Origin of the sequence: Terribium retamae, from assembly GCF_022347545.1 — a bacterium.
GTDB classification, from domain to species: Bacteria; Pseudomonadota; Alphaproteobacteria; order Rhizobiales; family Rhizobiaceae; genus Mesorhizobium; species Mesorhizobium retamae.
The window spans coordinates 1-18,407 of the sequence record NZ_JAKREW010000051.1; the positions used below are offsets into that span (position 1 = coordinate 1).

Annotated in this window: 22 protein-coding genes; 14 read left to right on the top strand and 8 right to left on the bottom strand. The window is 61.7% G+C overall.

Translation table 11 applies throughout. The features are described from left to right. The coding region (gene rpoD / locus L4923_RS27070; protein WP_239370213.1) for an RNA polymerase sigma factor RpoD at positions 1-1,474 on the top strand (1,474 nt) is incomplete at its 5' end. Positions 1,475-1,522: 48 nt separating this feature from the next. After that, entirely contained in the window at positions 1,523-1,774 is a 252-nt protein-coding gene (locus L4923_RS27075; protein ID WP_239370214.1) for a putative hemolysin, read from the top strand. 26 nt (positions 1,775-1,800) lie between these two features. Here L4923_RS27075 and L4923_RS27080 read toward each other — a convergent pair whose 3' ends face one another. Beyond that, positions 1,801-2,586, bottom strand: a complete 786-nt coding sequence (locus tag L4923_RS27080) for a DUF930 domain-containing protein (protein WP_239370215.1) — start codon at positions 2,584-2,586, stop codon at positions 1,801-1,803. Between the two features lie 274 nt (positions 2,587-2,860). Here L4923_RS27080 and L4923_RS27085 point away from each other — a divergent pair, with 274 nt between their 5' ends. Both L4923_RS27085 and L4923_RS27090 read left to right on the top strand, forming a co-directional pair. After that, positions 2,861-3,475 (top strand): LysE family translocator, encoded by a 615-nt coding sequence (locus L4923_RS27085; protein WP_239370216.1) that lies wholly within the window; start codon positions 2,861-2,863, stop codon positions 3,473-3,475. 19 nt (positions 3,476-3,494) lie between these two features. Beyond that, positions 3,495-3,911: a secondary thiamine-phosphate synthase enzyme YjbQ gene (locus L4923_RS27090; protein ID WP_239370241.1), complete on the top strand. Its 417-nt coding sequence runs from the start codon at positions 3,495-3,497 to the stop codon at positions 3,909-3,911. 124 nt (positions 3,912-4,035) lie between these two features. On the opposite strand, the gene L4923_RS27095 is transcribed toward L4923_RS27090, so the two are convergent. Further along, positions 4,036-4,293 (bottom strand): DUF2798 domain-containing protein, encoded by a 258-nt coding sequence (locus L4923_RS27095; RefSeq protein ID WP_239370217.1) that lies wholly within the window; start codon positions 4,291-4,293, stop codon positions 4,036-4,038. Between the two features lie 259 nt (positions 4,294-4,552). Between L4923_RS27095 and L4923_RS27100 the strand changes: the two genes are divergently transcribed. Together L4923_RS27100 and L4923_RS27105 are read left to right on the top strand one after the other, a co-directional pair. Next, positions 4,553-5,209, top strand: coding sequence for a PadR family transcriptional regulator (locus L4923_RS27100; protein ID WP_239370218.1), 657 nt, complete (start codon positions 4,553-4,555; stop codon positions 5,207-5,209). A gap of 142 nt (positions 5,210-5,351) precedes the next feature. After that, positions 5,352-5,645 carry an HlyU family transcriptional regulator gene (locus L4923_RS27105; protein WP_239370219.1) on the top strand — a complete coding sequence of 98 codons (294 nt, stop codon included), beginning with the start codon at positions 5,352-5,354 and terminating at the stop codon, positions 5,643-5,645. 86 nt (positions 5,646-5,731) lie between these two features. Here L4923_RS27105 and L4923_RS27110 read toward each other — a convergent pair whose 3' ends face one another. Further along, positions 5,732-6,379, bottom strand: a complete 648-nt coding sequence (locus L4923_RS27110; protein ID WP_239370220.1) for an FMN-dependent NADH-azoreductase — start codon at positions 6,377-6,379, stop codon at positions 5,732-5,734. Between the two features lie 121 nt (positions 6,380-6,500). Here L4923_RS27110 and L4923_RS27115 point away from each other — a divergent pair, with 121 nt between their 5' ends. After that, complete coding sequence (locus tag L4923_RS27115; protein ID WP_239370221.1) at positions 6,501-7,499, top strand: LysR family transcriptional regulator; 999 nt, start codon at positions 6,501-6,503, stop codon at positions 7,497-7,499. On the opposite strand, the gene L4923_RS27120 is transcribed toward L4923_RS27115, so the two are convergent. Then, positions 7,448-8,044 (bottom strand): TetR/AcrR family transcriptional regulator, encoded by a 597-nt coding sequence (locus L4923_RS27120; RefSeq protein WP_239370222.1) that lies wholly within the window; start codon positions 8,042-8,044, stop codon positions 7,448-7,450. The two genes, L4923_RS27115 and L4923_RS27120, sit on opposite strands and share 52 nt — an antisense overlap. A 68-nt stretch (positions 8,045-8,112) precedes the next feature. Between L4923_RS27120 and L4923_RS27125 the strand changes: the two genes are divergently transcribed. Together L4923_RS27125 and L4923_RS27130 are read left to right on the top strand one after the other, a co-directional pair. Beyond that, positions 8,113-8,538, top strand: coding sequence for a VOC family protein (locus L4923_RS27125; protein ID WP_239370223.1), 426 nt, complete (start codon positions 8,113-8,115; stop codon positions 8,536-8,538). 91 nt (positions 8,539-8,629) lie between these two features. Then, a complete protein-coding gene (locus tag L4923_RS27130) occupies positions 8,630-9,535 on the top strand; it encodes an arginase family protein (RefSeq protein WP_239370224.1) in 906 nt (301 codons plus the stop codon). Positions 9,536-9,544: 9 nt separating this feature from the next. On the opposite strand, the gene L4923_RS27135 is transcribed toward L4923_RS27130, so the two are convergent. Beyond that, positions 9,545-9,907: a winged helix-turn-helix transcriptional regulator gene (locus L4923_RS27135; RefSeq protein ID WP_239370225.1), complete on the bottom strand. Its 363-nt coding sequence runs from the start codon at positions 9,905-9,907 to the stop codon at positions 9,545-9,547. 108 nt (positions 9,908-10,015) lie between these two features. On the opposite strand from L4923_RS27135, the gene L4923_RS27140 reads away from it, so the two are divergent. Further along, positions 10,016-11,029, top strand: coding sequence for a zinc-binding alcohol dehydrogenase family protein (locus tag L4923_RS27140; protein WP_239370226.1), 1,014 nt, complete (start codon positions 10,016-10,018; stop codon positions 11,027-11,029). 2 nt (positions 11,030-11,031) lie between these two features. Here the strand turns inward: L4923_RS27140 and L4923_RS27145 are convergent, their stop codons facing one another. Next, positions 11,032-11,985, bottom strand: a complete 954-nt coding sequence (locus L4923_RS27145) for a S1C family serine protease (protein WP_239370227.1) — start codon at positions 11,983-11,985, stop codon at positions 11,032-11,034. 168 nt (positions 11,986-12,153) lie between these two features. Between L4923_RS27145 and L4923_RS27150 the strand changes: the two genes are divergently transcribed. The 3 genes from L4923_RS27150 to L4923_RS27160 all read left to right on the top strand — a co-directional run bounded on the left by L4923_RS27150 (position 12,154) and on the right by L4923_RS27160 (position 14,668). Then, the gene (locus tag L4923_RS27150; RefSeq protein WP_239370228.1) at positions 12,154-13,023 is read left to right on the top strand and encodes a S1C family serine protease; all 870 of its coding nucleotides are present in this window, start codon (positions 12,154-12,156) and stop codon (positions 13,021-13,023) included. 8 nt (positions 13,024-13,031) lie between these two features. Further along, a complete protein-coding gene (locus L4923_RS27155; protein WP_239370229.1) occupies positions 13,032-13,619 on the top strand; it encodes a helix-turn-helix domain-containing protein in 588 nt (195 codons plus the stop codon). Between the two features lie 182 nt (positions 13,620-13,801). Further along, positions 13,802-14,668 (top strand): SDR family oxidoreductase, encoded by an 867-nt coding sequence (locus L4923_RS27160; RefSeq protein WP_239370230.1) that lies wholly within the window; start codon positions 13,802-13,804, stop codon positions 14,666-14,668. Between the two features lie 23 nt (positions 14,669-14,691). Here L4923_RS27160 and L4923_RS27165 read toward each other — a convergent pair whose 3' ends face one another. Beyond that, a complete protein-coding gene (locus L4923_RS27165; RefSeq protein WP_239370231.1) occupies positions 14,692-15,213 on the bottom strand; it encodes a TIGR00645 family protein in 522 nt (173 codons plus the stop codon). Between the two features lie 340 nt (positions 15,214-15,553). Beyond that, entirely contained in the window at positions 15,554-17,674 is a 2,121-nt protein-coding gene (locus L4923_RS27170; RefSeq protein ID WP_239370232.1) for an OmpA family protein, read from the bottom strand. 149 nt (positions 17,675-17,823) lie between these two features. On the opposite strand from L4923_RS27170, the gene L4923_RS27175 reads away from it, so the two are divergent. Continuing rightward, positions 17,824-18,282, top strand: coding sequence for a YcgN family cysteine cluster protein (locus L4923_RS27175; RefSeq protein ID WP_425531021.1), 459 nt, complete (start codon positions 17,824-17,826; stop codon positions 18,280-18,282). The last annotated feature ends 125 nt before the right edge of the window (positions 18,283-18,407 follow it).

The window sequence follows — 18,407 nt, forward strand, 5'->3', positions numbered from 1 at the left end:
CCTGACCCGCCCCCTCTATCCTTTTTCGCGCGGCCCGTCGGCCCCGCGGGCGCGGGGGGGGGGGGGGGGCGCGACCCCCCCCACCCCTATCACCCCCCCCAGGGCGGGGCCCGGGGGGGGCGCCCACGACGAAGACGACATCACCAATGTCGGTGGCGACACCCGTGGCCTGGAAGAGGAAGAAGAGGACGAGGACGAGGCGAACCTGTCGCTGGCCGCGATGGAAGCCGAGCTTCGCCCGCAGGTGATGGAGACGCTCGACATCATCGCCGACACCTACAAGAAGCTGCGCAAGCTGCAGGACCAGCAGGTCGAGAACCGTCTCGCCGCCGCTGGCACGCTGTCGCCCAGCCAGGATCGGCGCCTGAAGGAACTGAAGGACGAGCTTATCACGGCCGTGAAGTCGCTGTCGCTCAACCAGAATCGCATCGAAGCGCTGGTCGAGCAGCTTTATGACATCAACAAACGCCTGGTCCAGAACGAGGGCAAGCTTCTGCGTCTCGCCGAGAGCTACGGCGTGCGTCGCGACGAGTTCCTGAAGGAGTACCAGGGTTCAGAACTCGACCCGAACTGGGTCCGCAACATCGCCAACCTGACGACGCGCGGTTGGAAGGAGTTCACCAAGAACGAGCAGAACGCCATCCAGGACCTTCGGGCCGAGATCCAGAACCTCGCCACCGAGACGGCGATCTCGATCCTGGAATTCCGCAAGATCGTGAACCAGGTGCAGAAGGGCGAGCGCGAAGCGGCGATCGCCAAGAAGGAGATGGTGGAGGCAAACCTTCGCCTCGTCATCTCGATCGCGAAGAAGTACACGAACCGCGGCCTGCAGTTCCTCGACCTCATCCAGGAAGGCAATATCGGCCTGATGAAGGCGGTGGACAAGTTCGAGTACCGCCGCGGTTACAAGTTCTCGACCTATGCCACCTGGTGGATTCGGCAGGCGATCACCCGTTCGATCGCCGACCAGGCCCGCACGATCCGTATCCCGGTGCACATGATCGAGACGATCAACAAGATCGTGCGTACCTCGCGCCAGATGCTGCACGAGATCGGCCGCGAGCCGACCCCGGAAGAACTGGCGGAAAAGCTCGCCATGCCGCTGGAAAAGGTGCGCAAGGTGCTGAAGATCGCCAAGGAGCCGATCTCGCTCGAGACGCCGGTGGGCGACGAGGAGGATTCACACCTCGGCGACTTCATCGAGGACAAGGGCGCGATCCTGCCGATCGATGCCGCGATCCAGGCGAACCTGCGCGAGACCACCACGCGCGTGCTGGCTTCGCTGACGCCGCGCGAAGAGCGGGTGCTGCGCATGCGCTTCGGCATCGGCATGAACACCGACCACACGCTGGAAGAAGTCGGCCAGCAGTTCTCGGTGACGCGTGAGCGTATCCGCCAGATCGAGGCCAAGGCGCTGCGCAAGCTCAAGCATCCGAGCCGGAGCCGCAAGCTGAGAAGCTTCCTCGACAGCTAAGATGATGAAGCCCGGGCAAGTCCCGGGCTTTTCTTTTGGAGGCCACCGATGCGCAACCTCTCGATTGCAGTCCTCTGTTTGATGGTCCTATCCCTCGTCGCGACCGTGGACGCGCAAGCCGCCAAGAAGATCGGTATGGCCAATCCAGCTTCCGTTCATTGCATCAAGATCGGCGGCGAGTCCAAGATCCTCACGGATGCCAGCGGCAACCAGGCTGGCTATTGCCATCTACCCGACGGGCGGGTTTGCGAGGAATGGACGCTCTTCCGCGACAAGAAATGCGTGAGGCCCAAGGGCTGAGGGCCAGGGGTTGCCGATCGACCGGGTCAGTCGCTGGGACCGTCGTCCAAGGTCAGATTGTGATCTGCCCATTGTTGTTCTGGAATCTCTGCGCCGAGCAGGAATTCGAATGCAACGACAGTCTTGAGATCCGGTGCTACCTCGCAATTGAAGGCGAGGCCGTACCAGTGTTTCCTGCTGCGTATCGCCGCGCCTTTTGCCTCGAGCACCTTGCCTGTCACCTTGGCATCCTCCATCGCGTATGGAACAACCAAGTCGGGCTGGAGGCCGGCTCGCTGCCGGCGCAATTGCGCCAAGGCCTCTATGTTGCAGAGTTGGATGACACGCTCCTGGGGCGCCAGCTGAGGCAGAGCCCTGCGAGCACCACGGCTGCGCGGATCGGCGAGAACCTGCGCGGAATAGAGTTGTTCGGCCTTGATCATCGGCGGCTGGGTTGGCGTCGGGAGGGGCGCCTGAATAGCAGGCTGGGTTGCAGAGGTATCGGGCCCGGCCTCAGGCGTTGCGACCGGTTCGCCTTGCTGCACCGGCTCAGGGGCGCGCGGTGGTGGCACGAAGTCGACCTTGATGCTTTCGATCGGCGGTAGCCGCAATGCCTCTGGGATCGGGAGCAGCATTAAGCCAGCCAGCAACAACAGGTGCAGCAGGCAGGATGCCCCGACAGTCAGGCGCAAATCGCTCTTATTGGCTTGTAATGCTGAGGCTACCCGAGCAGGAGTTAAACCGGCGCCCTTGGCAACTGCAATGGGCTCGATCGTGACAATTGGAGGGCGCAAGGGGGGAGCTTCGTCAAATACGAGGACAACGACACCCAACACCCAAAGGCACAGTGCGGCAGTTTGGTGATGAATGGAAGGGACGCTTTTGAGCGGGGAGCATTCCACCGATCAGCCGCAGCCCAATTGGAGAAACGGAATCAACGGTTTCGAGAACAGATTCGGAAAACCAAGCCAAGCCATTGACTGAGTTGTGTTTTTGAGATGCACTTCTTCACGCTCGTATTTTTGGTAGCTGGTTCCGCAGGCTTTATGACGCGTCGCCTGGTGTGCTACGTCAAGGTCTGCAGAACAGCCTGGGTGGAGAGATGCCATGTCGCCTGAATTCCTGCTCACCACCTTGATCATCGTCGCCTCTCCGGGCACGGGCGTCGTCTATACGCTCGCCGCCGGGCTCTCTCGCGGTGGGCGGGCAAGCGTGCTCGCCGCCTTCGCCTGCACGCTGGGCATCGTCCCGCATCTGGTGGCTGCGCTGACAGGACTGGCCGCACTGCTGCACACCAGCGCGATCGCGTTCGAGATCGTCAAATATGCCGGTGTCGCCTATCTGCTCTACATGGCCTGGCAAAGCCTGCGCGAGCACGGCGCACTGAAAGTGGAAACGAAACCTGATGCCCGCAGCGTGCGCCAAGTGCTTGTCGATGGCGTGCTGATCAACCTGCTCAACCCGAAGCTTTCGATCTTCTTCGTGGCCTTCCTGCCGCAGTTCATCGCACCGAACGAACCCAATGTATTGGCGCGCATGCTGGAACTGTCGGCCGTGTTCATGGCGGCAACCTTCATCATCTTCGCGATCTATGGCTTGTGCGCCGCCTCGGTTCGCGACCGGATCATCAGCAGCGCGCGCGTAATGGCGTGGCTGCGGCGCAGTTTCGCCGCCGCCTTCGTGGCGCTCAGCGCAAAGCTGGCCTTCACGACGCAGCAATAAAGGCACGACACTGGCAGGCATACAGAAACTGCTCACGATCGCAACCAATGGGCCGGGGCTCTATGAGTTCACGGATCAGGCCTCACGGTTCGTGGCCGAGACCGGAATGGAAACCGGCTTGCTGACGGCTTTCGTGCGGCACACATCCTGCTCGCTCGTCATCCAGGAAAATGCCGACCCGGATGTGAAGCGCGACCTGGAAGCCTTCTTCCGCCGACTGGTGCCGCCGGCGGATGATCCGTCCATGGATTACCTCGTTCATCGCCTGGAGGGACCTGACGACATGCCCGCTCATATCAAGAGCGCGCTGACGATGGTCTCGATCTTGATCCCGGTCATCGGTGGCCGTCTGGGGCTCGGCACGTGGCAAGGCATTTATCTTTTTGAGCACCGCAACCGCCCCCATCGGCGGGAGATACTGCTTCATCTGGCCTGAAAGAGGGGGTCTAAATCAGGATAGCGTTTGTTGAATCGCCATCCTGATTTGGCTCATTGTTGGAGCATGATCTCTTCCGAAAACCGGTTCCCACTTTTCGGCATCATGCTCTCGGCATCTCTTCTCAACGTGCCGGCTCGCAGACCATGCCGACGATGCGGCGCACGATCGGCAGGACAACCAGCAAGGTTGGAAAGGCGACCAGCCAGGACAGCCCCCAGGCAACCATCCAGATGCCTGGCATGGATGGGTGGAGGCCGAGGCTCTTCAGCGTCGAAATCAGCGAGACGATGAAGGTCATCAGCAGCGAGAGCACAAGCGGGCTGATGACGGCGGCGTAGCGCGCAGGCAGCTTCCTGCGCCGAGCAGCATTGTTTGTCATAGGGGTTTTCCGAAAAGGTCCGGTTCGCGGCAGGCATCCTTGCGCCTCTCGGCTGCCCGGCCGAACCGGGATTGGATGCGTTGCTTGACGTCAGACGCTTACGGAGAGGCGATTGCCTTCGCCGTTCCTATAGCGGCGGCGGCGCTGGCGATCAAGGGGGTCCTCTATGTTTAAGATGCATCGTAAGATATATCTTGACTCGTCGATCGCATGACCTTACTTAAGATATATCGTAAGACATAACGCATGGAGTTTTAAAATGCACAGACATCATCCTTTCGGTGAGCGCGCCGAACGCGCATTCTGGCATATGGCTGGCCGTTTCGGCGGCGGGCGTGGCGGACACGGCCCCTTCGGCCAGGGTCGGCGAGGCCATGGTGGCCCGGCCGAGATGCTGAGGGCCGGCCGTATGTTCGGCGACGGCGACCTCAAGCTGATCGTGCTTTCGTTGCTGTCGGATGCGCCGCGCCACGGCTACGACATCATCAAGGCGCTGGAGGAGCGTTCCTCCGGTATCTACAGCCCGAGTCCCGGCGTTGTATATCCGACGCTGACCTTCCTGGAGGAGGCCGGTTATGCCGTCTCGTCCACCGAAGGCGCCAAGAAGGTGTTTTCCATCACCGAGGCCGGTGAGGCTCACCTTGAAGAAAACCGCGACATGGTCGAGCGCGCGCTCGAACACCTCGAGCGGGTCAGCGCCAAAATGGCAAAGGCACGCGAATGGTTCGGTTGGGACGACGATCGCGAGCGGCGGCATGACCACGACGATCGCCGCAATCCCGAGCTGAGGCTGCTGAGGCGCCGCCTGCGTGCCGCACTTGCCGAGATCATCGAAGCCCCGGTAGACAAGCAGGCCGAGGCCGCCAGCATCCTGAGAGATGCCGCCGAGGCACTGGAAACGCTGGTCAGGCGCTAAGGCGCGTCCCCGGCATATCAAAACAGACGGGCAAGCACGACAGACTGCCGTGCTTGCCCGTTGCCGTCAGGACGGCTAGTGAACGGTTAACCCGCGCTGGCTGCTTTTGAGCGCTGCGCCGTTGAACCGGTGGAGGTCGCCCATGTCTTTTCTGAAACGTCTTTTCGGCGGCGGTGGCAGCGAGCCGGAAGCGCCGGGCAAGGCCAAACCGGCCAAGGAAATGGAACACAAGGGCTTTACGATTGCCGCCACGCCCTACAAGGCAGACGGGCAGTATCAGACCTGCGGCGTCATCTCGAAAGAGATCGATGGGACGGTGAAGGAACATCGCTTCATCCGCGCAGACCGCTTTGCCGGACTTGATGATGCCGTCGACATCACGTTGAGAAAAGGCATTCAGCTCATCGATGAGCAGGGCGAGCGCATCTTCGGCTAGGTGCAGTGAGATCCGACATTGCTCAATACCTAAAGCACAACAGCCGCCGTGTCGCCACGGCGGCTGTTGCTATTGGGTCGAGTGCCTTAGGCGGCGACGGCCGGGAGAGCTGTTCCGGCCACCGAGGCGGCTAGCGCGTCGACCTGTTTTCCAGCCTTGGCGAATGCTGCATTGAGTGCGTCCTCACCCATGCCGACGCCTTCGACACGGATGACTTCCACGTCGGTCATGCCGTTGAAGGCTAGAACACTCTTCAGATAGGGCACGGCAAAATCCATCACCGCGGCAGGACCCTCGGAATAGATGCCGCCGGAGGCGAGGACGATGTAGACTTTCTTGCCCGTTACCAAGCCCTTCGGGCCATCCGCGCCATAGGAAAAGGTCCTGCCCGAGCGCGAGATGTGATCGACCCACGACTTCAGCGTCGAGGAAATCGAGAAGTTGATGAAGCCGGTGGCAAGCACGATGTGGTCGGCTGCGAGCAGTTCGTCGACGGCGACATCGGAGACACCCACCAGATCGGTCTGGCGCGGCGTGCGGGCTTCGGCAGGCGTATAGATGCCGGTGGCATAGTCAGGCTCGATATGGGGCAGCGGGTTGGCGACGAGATCACGCTTGGTCAGCGTGGACTCGGGCAGTGCAGCCTGCAACTTGTTGGCCAGCTCGGTGGCGACACGGGTGGAATGCGAAGCATCGCCGCGCGGGCTCGAGGTCACAAGAAGGATGTTGGACATTTCAGCTCTCCGTTGATCGATGGCGGGCAACCGCCTGATTTCGGAGTTAGAGATAGTGGTCGACACTCATCTAGAAAATTGGCAAAATATCTATCGAATATATCCATGGATTGGATAAGTTATGCAGGCGAATCCGACTCTCGACCAATTGCAGGTTTTTCTCGCGGTGGCTGAAACCGGCAGTTTCTCCGGTGCCGCACGTCATCTCAATCGTGCGCAATCGGTGATCAGCTACACGATCGCCAATCTGGAAGCGCAGCTGGAGTTCAAGCTTTTTACCCGCGAGGGAACGCGCGAGCCGGTGCTTACTGCCGAAGGCAAGGCGATGCTGGCCGACGCGCGGCGAATGATCGGTGTGCTGCAGGACATCCGCGCCCGTGCTGAAGGGCTGAAACGTGGTCTGGAGGCCGAGTTGACGATCGCCGTCGACGTGACGACGCCGTCACCGGCGCTGGTCAGGGTACTCGCGGGCTTCGAGGCGGAATTCCCATCCGTGGCGCTGAAGCTGAATGTCGGTGCAATCGGCGTAACCTGGGGGCAGCTGTTGCGCCGACAATGTGATCTCAGCATTGGCGGCATACCGCAGACCGATAGCGACGAGCTCGTCTCCGTGCGCGTCGGTGACACGTCGATGACGCCGGTGGCAGCACCTGGCCACCCGCTTGCGACCTACAAGGGCAGGGTACCGCTGTCGGAAGTGCGCCAACACATCCAGCTTGTCGTCTCGGATGTTTCCAAGATGACGGAGGGCAAGGATTTCGGGGTCTTTGCCTACCGCACCTGGCGCATGACCGATGTTTCAACGAAGCGTGACCTGATCCTATCGGGTCTCGGCTGGGGTGGCTTGCCGACCTGGATGATCCTCGAAGATGTCCACGCCGGGCGTCTAAAAATCCTCGATCTCGAACCCTATCCAGAACGCTCCTATGATCTGCTCGCTTTCTACAGGGTCGACTCGCCGCCAGGACCGGCGGGCAACTGGCTGATCGAACAATTCAAGCAGGAGTTGCCGAAGGTCTGTTCGACGTTGCAGCATATGAGCGAGCGTGAAAAACGGTCGCGGGAGGCTCAGGGCCGACGCAGCAACCCATCGATGACGGCAGCAAGCACGGCGCGATAATCGTCTGCGGACGCGCCGGCGTCGACGGCAAGCGCTGCACGATCGAACGCCGCCCCCAGCAGCGATGTCAGTGCCTCCAGGGGCAGCTTTGGCATCTCGCCGGTGCGCATCGTTGCTGCCAGTCCCTCGCGCAAAGTGCGGTTGCCGTGGCGCCCATCGATCTCGTCCATTTCGGCACGCCCGAGCACTGCCGGCCCGTCGAGCAACAGGAGCCGTGTGCGGCCGGGAAGGCTCATGGCAGCGACATAGGCATCGCCGCCGGCCAACAGCGCGTCTCGCGCCGATAGCGTACGGGGGGTAGCCAGCTCGATCGCTTTCGCGACCGCTGCCGCCTCACCCTCGACCACGGCTCGAAACAGTGCCTGCTTGTCGGCAAAGTGGTGATAGAGCGCGCCGCGCGTGACGCCGGCTGCTGCCACGATCTCCGGCGTGCCGGTCTCTGCATAGGATTTCTCAGTAAAAAGCCGGCGCGCCGCTGCGATCAGATCGCTACGCGTGGCCTCGGTTCGGTCGCGGTTGGATCGACGTGAATTTCCTTCTTGCATACATGCAGCCTGTATGTTAATGCAATTTACATGCAGACTGTATGTTTATTTTGAGGAGAAGGAAAGCCATGAAAGCCACCAGCTACTATCCTGTCCTGATGACAGGCGATGTCGCCGGCACCGCCGCCTTTTATGTCGAGCATTTCCGCTTCAAGCCGTTGTTCGAAAGCGACTGGTACGTGCATCTGCAATCGTCCGAAGACAAGCGTGTTAATCTCGGCATCGTGCAGGGCGACCACGAAACCATCCCGGCGGAGGGAAGGGGACGTGCTTCCGGCCTGCTCATCAATTTCGAGGTCAAGGATGTCGATGCCGTGCATGAACGGGTTGTGGCGGCCGGGTTGCCGATCCTGCGTTCGCTGCGGGACGAGGCGTTCGGCCAGCGTCATTTCATCACTCGCGATCCCAACGGCGTGCTGATCGACGTGATCAAGCCGATCCCGCCGAGTGAGGAGTTCCTGGCGCAGTTTGTGCCTGAAGCTGTCGGCAAATAGGCTGACAGGAACTGTCGGCAGCGAGTTACCGGCGAGATGGCGCCGCCGCCATGGGCAATTTATGTTGGCCCGATGAAACGGGTCTCTTTCCATGCGTGATATCTGTCTTGTCCGAGCTCCTTTCAATCTCGGCCTGCGTCCGCTCAGGCCCGGCCATGAACCCGGCACCTGGCGGGCGCCGCAGGCCTTGACCACGGCTGGGTTGATTGAAGCGCTGGCGCCGGGAAAGGTCGTCGATCTGGAACGGCCGGTTTACAGCACCGAGCAGCAGCCGGGCACGAAACTGCGCAATGGCCCGGCAATCCGCGACTTCAACCTGAAATTGGCCGATATCGTCGCTGAGACTGTGGGGAGAGGGGCGTTTCCGCTCATCGTCGGGGGCGATTGCACGATCCTGCTTGGCGCCTTGGCTGGCGCGCGGCGATCGGGATCATTGGCGCTGGTGCATGTCGATGGCCATAGTGACTTTCGCCATCCTGGCAACGACGACGACCTGCCGCTGAGTTCTGCCGCGGGCATGGATCTGGCGGCCGCGACTGGCCGCGGCGAAGCCCTGCTTACCGAATGGCCGGGTATAGACGGGCCATTGCTCCGGGACGATCACGTCGTCCAGATCGGCGAGCGTGAGAACCGCGCTGCCGACTATGCCTGGCACGACATCGAAGCCACGGACATCACTTTGGTCGACGTTTTCGCCGCGCAGGAGCTCGGCGCGGCAGGAGTGCTTGCCAAGGCTGAGCCGGTACTGGCGCGCGGCAGTCGCCATTGGCTGCATTTCGATGTCGACGCTCTCGACCAGACGGTCATGCCGGCAGTCGATTCTCCCGGCAGTCCGGGCATGGACCCGGATGAACTCGCCGTCATCCTGAGAGCACTGGTTTCCAGACCGGCATGTATCGGCATGAACGTGACGATCTTTGACCCCGACCTCGACCCAACCGGCGAGTTGGCGGCATGGCTGGTAGATTTCCTACGCAGGGTATTCGCCGAGAAGTAGAGGAGCCTGTCAGCAGGTACCCGGCGCGACGTATCCCGTTGCCAGAATATTGTCGTCACCCCAGCGCTTGAGCGCCAGGATGATCGGCTCCAGCGACCGCCCACGCTCGGTCAGCGAATATTCAACCTTGGGTGGAACCTCCGCATAGACCTTGCGGTCGATGAGCCCGCTCGTTTCCAGCTCGCGCAACTGGTTGGTCAGCATGCGCTGGGTGACGTTCATCTTGCGGCGCAATTCATTGAAGCGAAGTGTGCCCTGCTGGATGAGGTGATAGAGGATGACACCTTTCCATTTGCCGCCGATGAGTTCCAGCGTGCCTTCCACAGGACAGGCTGGGGAGTTGCGCAGATCTTGATGACGGATGCGGCCCATGGGATTCCTCAATGGTACCTTTTTCGACACTATATACAATAAAAGTGCATTCTTGCGGACAACGCATATAGGTCACATCTGGCATGTACGCAAAACAGGAGACATGCCATGCGTGCCATCGGGTATCTGGAACCACAGCCGATCTCGGCTCCCACTTCCCTCGTCGACGTCGAGTTGCCGCGTCCGGAACCTGTCGGCCGGGATATATTGGTCGAGGTGAAGGCTATCTCGGTCAATCCGGTCGACACCAAGGTCCGCGCCGGTGCGAAACCAGTTGATGGACAGCACAGGATACTCGGCTGGGATGCCGCTGGCATCGTCGTTGCGACCGGCTCGGGGGTTAGCCTGTTCAAGCCCGGCGACGAGGTCTACTACGCCGGCGCGATCAATCGGCCCGGTTCAAACGCCGAACTTCATCTCGTGGACGAACGCATCGTTGCGCTGAAGCCTCGCTCCCTGGATTTCGCGGCATCAGCCGCTTTGCCGCTGACGACGATCACCGCCTATGAGGCGCTGTTCGACCGGCTTGACGTGACCAAGCCAGTTCCAGGGGCGGCCAATGCCATCGTTATCGTCGGCGCAGCCGGGGGCGTCGGCTCTATCGCCATCCAACTTTTGCGCGCACTGACCGATCTGACGGTCATCGCCACCGCATCGCGGCCCGAAACGGTTGAATGGGTCAAAGGGAAGGGCGCCCATCATGTGGTCGATCACAGCAAGCCCATGGCGGATCAGGTGGCGGCACTCGGCATCGGCATGCCGGCCTTCGTCTTCTCCCTGACCCACAGCGACAGCCATGCGGCGGAGATCACCAAGCTGATCGCGCCGCAGGGCAGGATGGCGCTTATCGACGACCCGAAATCCTTCGACGTCATGCTCTTCAAGTCGAAGGCGCTGTCATTGCATTGGGAAATGATGTTCGCGCGGCCCGTCCACCAGACGGCTGATATCATCCGGCAGCATGAGCTTTTGACCGAGGTGGCCGGATTGGTCGATACCGGCAAGGTCAAGACGACCATGACGGAAAACTACGGAACAATCTCGGCAGCAAATTTGAAGCGCGCGCACGCCCAGATCGAATCCGGCACCACGCTGGGCAAGATCGTGCTTGCCGGCTGGTAAGATCATCCAGCCTTTGCCACCGGCGTCACGGCGATGCGGCTGACGCCGGTGCGGCGCAGAACCGTGCACATCGTCTCGCGGCCGACGCGTTCGGCATCGAGCATTCGGACCAGGTCGTCGACGCCGGTTACCGGCCGCCCGTCCATGGCAGCGATGATGTCGCCTTCCCTCAAACCCGCTCGCGCTGCCGGTCCGCCGGGCTCGACGCTTCGCAACCGCACTGCCGTGCTGCTGGTGACTTGCGAAAGCAGTGCTGCGCGGCGTGGCAAGTTGGTCGTATCGGCGGAGATACCGATGAAGGCGCGCCGTACGCGACCGAATCGGATGATCTCGGAGATGACGAAATTCGCGGTATTGGAAGCGACCGCGAAGGCGATGCCCTGCGCCCCGGGGATCATGGCGGTGTTGACGCCGATGACTTCGCCGGCGGACGACACCAATGGCCCGCCGGAGTTGCCGGGATTGAGCGCGGCGTCGGTCTGGATGACGTCATCGATCAGGCGGCCGGTGGTGGCACGCATCGAACGGCCGAGCGCCGAGACGACACCGGTAGTGACCGTCCATTCGAAACCCAGAGGATTGCCGATGGCGATCGCGATCTGACCGCGGCGCAGCTGTTTGGAATCGCCGAGTGGCGCCACATTGGCAAAGGAACCGCCGGCGCGCACCAGTGCGATATCGGTATCGGGATCGGTGCCGAGCACCCGCCCTTCATCGGCGGTGCCGTCGGGCATGGCGATGCGCACCGCCTTTGCGTCGCCGACGACGTGGAAATTGGTGACGACAAGCCCGTCCGGCGAGATGACGAAGCCGGAGCCATGGCCGCCGCGTCCACGAATCCGCTCGATGCGGCAGACAGCGGGACCGATACGGTCGACCGCATCGGCGACTGTTGTGGAATAGGCATCAAGCAGGATGTTGTCCTGTGACGCAGGATCGAAAGCTGGCATCGCCATGGCAGGCTTCCCATGTGAAAACGCGGAAGGATGCCTATATGTGCGGGGCGCGAGGTTTCACCGCGACCTGACCAGATGGCCAGCAGCCGGTTTTCCTAGCCGTCAGGCGAGTACCATTGGATGCCCGAGGCGGCGATATCTGGGAAAGCAACAATCCCGGAGGTCATCATGAGCGACTTCAATCTAAGCACTTTTTCGGATGCCGTCGCCGATATCGTGGAAAGCGCGGCACCCGCTGTCGCCAGTCTCAACGTGCATCACGGCCGAACCGCTTCTGCCTTTCATTGGGGAGCAGGCTATTTCGTCGCCGCCGAGGAGATCCTCGACGCCGATGACGAGCTCGAGTTGACGCTCGGCTCCGGTGAAAGCGTGAAGGCGACGCTTGTCGGCCGTGACCCTTCCACCGGGGTCGCCCTGCTGAAGACCGAGCAAGCCGGTTCACCCGTGTTGGCGAAAGCCGCTGCCGTACGAGCCGGCAATGTCGCCGTCGCTATCGGCAACAGCGTCGGCGCAGCCCTTGCTGTGCTCGGAACGGTCGGCGAGGTAGGTCCCGCTTGGCGTTCGATGCGTGGCGGCACCATCGACCGGCGCATCAATCTCGCCGTGGGGGCCGGGAGCCGTTTCGAAGGTGGGCCGGTTCTGGATGCCAGGGGCGGGTTGATCGGCATGCTTCTGTTCGGGCCACGCCGCCGTGCGCTGGTCATTCCATTTGAGACCATCGAGCGCGCCGTGGCGGTGCTGAAGGAAAAGGGGCATGTCGTGCGTGGCTATCTGGGCGCGGCTTTACACCTCGCGCGTGATGGCGACACTGTCGGTGCCATGGTGATGGGATTGGATGATAATGGTCCAGCCAAAGCCGCCGGCCTGCATGTCGGCGATATCATCGTTGCCTGGGACGGTGAACCGGTGGAAGGGCCACGCGGCCTGATGCGCAGGCTCGGGCCGGATAGTGCCGGCATCTCGGTCAAGCTCGGTATCCTGCGCGGCGGCAGCCGCAGCGAGATTGCGGTGGCGATCGGCGAAAAGCCGCTGAATTGAGAGGATCGATGGCAAGCAGACCACTGACAGCGCTGATCGCGCTCGGCGATGCCGGGCGGGCCGAACGGCTGTCGGCGTCGCTGGCTGCCGGAGAGGACTTCGTGCCTATGCCGGCGGGCAGCGTGTCGGCCGTCGACGTGGCCATCGTCGACAACCCCGCTCTTCATGTGGATGTGCCGTTGGTGCTCCTGTCGTCCCGTCCCGTTGCCGCCGTCGACGGCAATGCGGGTCGTGTCTTCGCAGTCTTGCCACCGAATGCCGACGACGGGCTGATCGCTGCCGCAGCGCGATTGGCTGCGGCCGGATACCATGCCGTGCGCGATGAAGTAGCCCCGGATGGCGCCGGCCTTTCCGCGGAGGCGGGAGATCATCCAAGCGACCATGACGCGGTGGTGCGGCCGTCGCTTTCGCCACGCGAGGCAGAGGTACTTGCTCTGCTCGCCGAGGGCGCACCCAACAAGGTGATAGCCCGCCGACTGGATATTTCCGTGCACACCGCGAAGTTCCATGTCGCAGCCATCCTGACCAAGCTTGGCGCCGCCAATCGCACCGATGCGATCGCGATCGCGATGCGACAGGGCTTGGTGCTGGTCTAGAGCGTTTCTGAAAACAATCTAAGTTATTGTTTTTGTTTCATTCTTGTAACGCCGAGGATTCCACTTGGCTACAAAATGCTCTAGCGAGACTCTCCCAGCGTCATCATCGCCAACGGCGCTCACGGCTTGCATCCCTGTCCCGGTCGAGCAAGGATCGATGATTGTTGCAGGGAGGCCGATGCATGTCGCTCAAGGGAAAGACGCTGTTCATTTCAGGTGGGTCGCGTGGCATCGGCCTTGCCATCGCATTGCGTGCCGCGCGCGACGGCGCCAACGTCACCATCGCCGCCAAAACCGACACACCGCATCCCAAGCTGCCCGGTACCATTCATACCGCCGCCGAACAGATCGAGAAGGCCGGCGGCAAGGCACTTCCGGCGCTGTGCGACATCCGGGAAGAGGCGCAGGTCGCGGAAGCTGTGGCCAAGACTGCCGAGCGTTTCGGCGGCATCGATATCTGCGTTAACAACGCCAGCGCCATCCAGCTCACGGGCACGCTGGAGACGGACATGAAACGCTATGATCTGATGCACCAGATCAATACGCGCGGCACGTTCCTTGTTTCCAAAATATGCATTCCGCACCTGAGGTTGGCGTCGAACCCTCATATTTTGAATCTGGCGCCGCCGCTCGACATGAAAGCCAAGTGGTTCAAGGGCCATGTCGCCTACACGATGGCGAAGTTCGGCATGTCGATGTGTACGCTTGGCATGAGCGCCGAATTCGCCTCGGCGGGCATCGCCGTCAATTCGCTTTGGCCGCTGACGGCGATCGACACGGCGGCGGTGCGCAACCTTCTCGGCGGCGAAACCGTTGCTGCGATGAGCCGTTCGCCCGAAATCATGGCCGATGCGGCGCATGCTATCTTGACGCGGCCATCGCGTGAGGCGACCGGCAACTTCTACATCGACGAGGAAGTGTTGCGTGCCGAAGGCGTGACCGATTTCTCGAAATATGCGCCTGATGCCAGGGGAGCCTTGGCTGGCGACTTCTTCGTCCCGGACGAAGTGTTCGCCCGTACCGAGACCAAGGTGACCGGCCTGTTCTAGAGCGGTCGCCGGCAACCGAGAAATCAGTCCGGGGAACCGGGCTTGTCGCCCTTTCCGTGACCCATCAGCCGGTCGATATAGGCCAGCATCAGCGCTGACAGCACGAAGGTGAGATGGATGATCGTCAGCCACATCAACTGGTCGGTCGAATAGGACGAGGAGTTCAGGAACACCTGCAACAGATGGATCGACGAGATCGCCACGATGGTCGAGGCGACCTTGACCTTCAGTGAGCCGACATCGATCGTGCCCAGCCAATGCACTTTGCCTTCGTGCTCGTCGAAGCGGCTGACGAAGTTCTCGTAGCCGGAGATGATGACCATCACCACCAGGGAGGCGACAAGGGCGGCGTCGATGAGGCCTAGGATCTTCAGGATCGTGTCGGTATCGCCCAGCACCATGACTTTCGAAATGAATTCATAGAGCTTCTTGGCAAATGAGATCGCGTAGATGGCGAGTGCCAGGCCAAGGCCGAGATAGAAGACCACCAGCAGCCAGCGCGAGGCCAGGATGATGGATTCGATGGCGAGTTCGAGGCGTTTCATAAAAGCGTCCGTGTTCCAATCGGCGTCGGTTTAGAGCAATTCCAGAAAAAGTGTGAAGCGGTTTTCGTCCGGAATTGCGTAAAAGCAAAAGTTTGAGCGTTCCGCGTTTCCGTCCTTGAGCAGGAATGCGGTCAAGATGAAGGGCACCTATCTCGTGGATGCCGCATGATCCTTGCCGAAAATCTGCGACGTTGCGGATCGTGCTCAGCAAAAGACCCGGTCGGTGGAGTAAGCCGGCCGGGCCTCTTTGACGTCCCGTTCAGGACGGGACGGGGCAGGGAACCCCAATAACATTTGGGACTCCCAATGTGGCGAATCAATGCCCTAGCGGGAAAACCGCCTATTTGGCGTTAGCCACCGGCGCCACCAGCGGCGTGATGCGGCGGATGGCGACGCGCCGGTTCTCCCGTTCCGGTTGGTCGCTCTTCACCTTGAGATAACGTTCGCCGTAGCCCTGCGTTGTCAGGTTCTCCGGCGGAATGTCGAAGACATTGGTCAACGCATTGGCGACGGCCTCTGCACGGCGATCCGACAGGGCCAGATTGGCAACATCCGAGCCGACCGCATCGGTATGACCTTCGATCAGGAATGTTTCGGCGGGGTTCTTGCCAAGCAGCTTCTGCATGGCGTCCGCGACGCCTTGCAGCTTCTGGACCTCGCTTTCCGGAATGGTGGCCGAGCCGAATTCGAAGTTCAATGTGTCGAGATCGATACGACGTGCAATGTCACGCACGCGTGCCGAACGTTTAACCTCGTCGATCGAATAAAGCCGCTTGACCTTCTCCACCGGGGGCCGTTCCAGGAAAACATAGTAGTCGTCTGGGCTGCGCACATATTCCGATTCCAGGATGTACTCCTCGCGCGGGATGTCGACATAGATCGGCGGCAACTCATCGCCCGGATCGCGCCACTGGTCGATGTCCTCGTAGTAGCGCTCGTCGACATAACTCAGCACATATTCCTGCCCGTCCGGGGTGATGCGCGATCGCCGGATGATGTCACCATTGCGGTTGCGGATCGTGATGATCTGGTTGCCGTTGTCGCGTACGATGGTCTCGCGCGTGCGGCCCCGCGGCAAATCTTCATAGTAGACATCCTGGGCGTCGCGGGTGATGCGCGGGCGCTCGTTGCTTTCGACGATCACTTGGTTGTTGAACTGGATGATCGTGCGGTCACCGAAGTTCTTGACGATGTCGGCGCCTTCCGGACGCGGACGCCTGCGCACGTCGAAATCGGGTGCGCGTTCAAGCCGCGTGCCTTTTTCCTCCGTCACCGGAGTGATCTTTTCGGGTTCGATCGTCACTTGTGCCGCCTTGTCGTCGACGGGCGGTGGCGCCTTCTCAACTGGTTGCTGGACCGGTTGGGCAGGCTGGGTCGCAGGCTGCTCGGACGGTGCCTGGCCAGGCTGCTGCGGCTGGGCCGTTCCACCCGCCTGATCCTCGACCGGAGGTTGGGCGTTTTTCTGGCTGTCAAAGATCGGCGCGGCGTTGGGATCGGCAGGTGCTCCGGTCTGCTGTCCCCCAGTCGCCGGCTGCTGGCCGCCCTCGGCCGGTGCGGGCTGTTGCTCTCCCTGTGCCGGTTGGGTTGTCTCGCCGGCTTTCGGTTGTTCACCTGGCTGTACCTCACCGGCAGGCTTGGTCGTCGCAGCGCCCTCTCCAGCCGGTTTCTCGCCGTTCTGGGTGGGTTCAGCAGCCTTCGGCTGCTCGGATGCAGGCTTTTCACCGCCTTGCGCTGGCTGTTCGGCCGGCTTGGCAGCGGGTTCTTCTTTGACCGGCTTCTGCTCCGGCTCAGCAGATTTCTGCTCGGGCTCGGCAGGTTTGGCCTCAGGTGCCTTTTCGGCCGGCGCTGGTTGCTCGGCGGCCGGCTGTTCCTCGCTCTGCTTGCGCTTCTTGCGCGGCTGTTCCGGTTCGGCCGCCGGGGCCTCCTGCTGAGCGGGCGCGGCTTCGGCGGGCGCTTGCTCTGCCGGGGCTGGCTCTGCCTGTTCCTGACTTTGCTTGCGCTTTTTGCGCGGTTGTTCCGGCTCGGCGGCCGGGGCCTCTTGCTGGGCAGGGGCGGCTTCGGCGGGCGCGGGTTGCTCTGCCGGCGCAGGCTCTGCCTGCTCCTCGTTCTGCTTGCGTTTCTTGCGTGGCAATTCGGGCTCGGCAGATGGCTCTGCGGCCTCGGGCTCCTGTTGCGCCTGTACCGGCATGGCTTCCGGAGCTGGGGCCTGCTCGATCGCGGGCTCCGGCGTCGCTACAGGCTCAGGGGCAGCCGCTGGCTCGGGTTGTGGTTCGGGTGCTGCTTGCTCCAGAAGTGGTTGGTTGGCTTCAGCGGAGCCACTTTCGGCTTGGGCCAGGATCAGCGGCGGCGCCGATGCAATGCCTTCCCTCTGCTCCAGTAGTGGTGAGGCGGCTAGCGGTGTCGAGGCCATCAACAGGCCAAGTGCGGTTCCGGTGAGAATCCGTTGTTGTTGACGTTTCATGTCGTATCTCCTTTGCGGGGACGCGGCCGAAGCCTGTTCGCGCTGCCAGAAAGATGGCCAGCGGCTTCGACGGTGAGGATAGGGATGTCGAAAGGGCGTTTTGATGACGTCAGCCGAACGCGCTTGACGTCAGGCCTGCGGCGCGCCACATGCGCCCGATGGAAAGCGAACCGTTCTGGAAGACCAAGACGCTGGAGGAGATGTCTCCGGCGGAGTGGGAATCGCTGTGCGACGGATGCGGCAAATGCTGCATGTCCAAGCTGGAGGACGAAGATACCGGCGAAATCTACTGGACGAGCGTCGCCTGCCGCCTGTTCGATGCCGGCACCTGCCGCTGCCACGACTATGCCAACCGTTTGGCCAAGGTGCCCGACTGCGTCGGTCTCACACCACAGAATGTGCGCACCATCAACTGGCTGCCTTCGACCTGCGCCTACCGGCTCGTTGCCGAGGGACACGATCTTTACTGGTGGCATCGGCTGGTTTCCGGCAGCGCCGAGACGGTGCATGAAGCCGGCATCTCGATGCGCGGACGCGTGAAGGCCAGCGAAAGCGAGCTGGCCGAGCCGGAAGACTATTTCGACTACGTGCTCGACGAAGAGCCCTGAAGCCGGGCCGCTCGTCGAAGCATGCGTGCGGCAAAGCCGCCGTTCATTTTCCATGCCCAACTATGGCCACCAGCGAAATGAACCTCGCATGAACGCGTGGTTCCCGTTCGGTTCAGACTGGCCTC

Bases quoted from the DNA above. Each gene is read 5' to 3' on its own strand.
- L4923_RS27100 (WP_239370218.1), top strand. From the start codon at position 4,553: ATGCACAGACATCATCCTTTCGGTGAGCGCGCCGAACGCGCATTCTGG.
- L4923_RS27130 (WP_239370224.1), top strand. From the start codon at position 8,630: ATGCGTGATATCTGTCTTGTCCGAGCTCCTTTCAATCTCGGCCTGCGT.
- L4923_RS27120 (WP_239370222.1), bottom strand. From the start codon at position 8,044: ATGCAAGAAGGAAATTCACGTCGATCCAACCGCGACCGAACCGAGGCC.
- L4923_RS27125 (WP_239370223.1), top strand. From the start codon at position 8,113: ATGAAAGCCACCAGCTACTATCCTGTCCTGATGACAGGCGATGTCGCC.
- L4923_RS27105 (WP_239370219.1), top strand. From the start codon at position 5,352: ATGTCTTTTCTGAAACGTCTTTTCGGCGGCGGTGGCAGCGAGCCGGAA.
- L4923_RS27085 (WP_239370216.1), top strand. From the start codon at position 2,861: ATGTCGCCTGAATTCCTGCTCACCACCTTGATCATCGTCGCCTCTCCG.
- L4923_RS27150 (WP_239370228.1), top strand. From the start codon at position 12,154: ATGAGCGACTTCAATCTAAGCACTTTTTCGGATGCCGTCGCCGATATC.
- L4923_RS27155 (WP_239370229.1), top strand. From the start codon at position 13,032: ATGGCAAGCAGACCACTGACAGCGCTGATCGCGCTCGGCGATGCCGGG.
- L4923_RS27165 (WP_239370231.1), bottom strand. From the start codon at position 15,213: ATGAAACGCCTCGAACTCGCCATCGAATCCATCATCCTGGCCTCGCGC.
- L4923_RS27145 (WP_239370227.1), bottom strand. From the start codon at position 11,985: ATGGCGATGCCAGCTTTCGATCCTGCGTCACAGGACAACATCCTGCTT.
- L4923_RS27095 (WP_239370217.1), bottom strand. From the start codon at position 4,293: ATGACAAACAATGCTGCTCGGCGCAGGAAGCTGCCTGCGCGCTACGCC.
- L4923_RS27170 (WP_239370232.1), bottom strand. From the start codon at position 17,674: ATGAAACGTCAACAACAACGGATTCTCACCGGAACCGCACTTGGCCTG.
- L4923_RS27110 (WP_239370220.1), bottom strand. From the start codon at position 6,379: ATGTCCAACATCCTTCTTGTGACCTCGAGCCCGCGCGGCGATGCTTCG.
- L4923_RS27160 (WP_239370230.1), top strand. From the start codon at position 13,802: ATGTCGCTCAAGGGAAAGACGCTGTTCATTTCAGGTGGGTCGCGTGGC.
- L4923_RS27115 (WP_239370221.1), top strand. From the start codon at position 6,501: ATGCAGGCGAATCCGACTCTCGACCAATTGCAGGTTTTTCTCGCGGTG.
- L4923_RS27135 (WP_239370225.1), bottom strand. From the start codon at position 9,907: ATGGGCCGCATCCGTCATCAAGATCTGCGCAACTCCCCAGCCTGTCCT.
- L4923_RS27175 (WP_425531021.1), top strand. From the start codon at position 17,824: ATGCGCCCGATGGAAAGCGAACCGTTCTGGAAGACCAAGACGCTGGAG.
- L4923_RS27140 (WP_239370226.1), top strand. From the start codon at position 10,016: ATGCGTGCCATCGGGTATCTGGAACCACAGCCGATCTCGGCTCCCACT.
- L4923_RS27075 (WP_239370214.1), top strand. From the start codon at position 1,523: ATGCGCAACCTCTCGATTGCAGTCCTCTGTTTGATGGTCCTATCCCTC.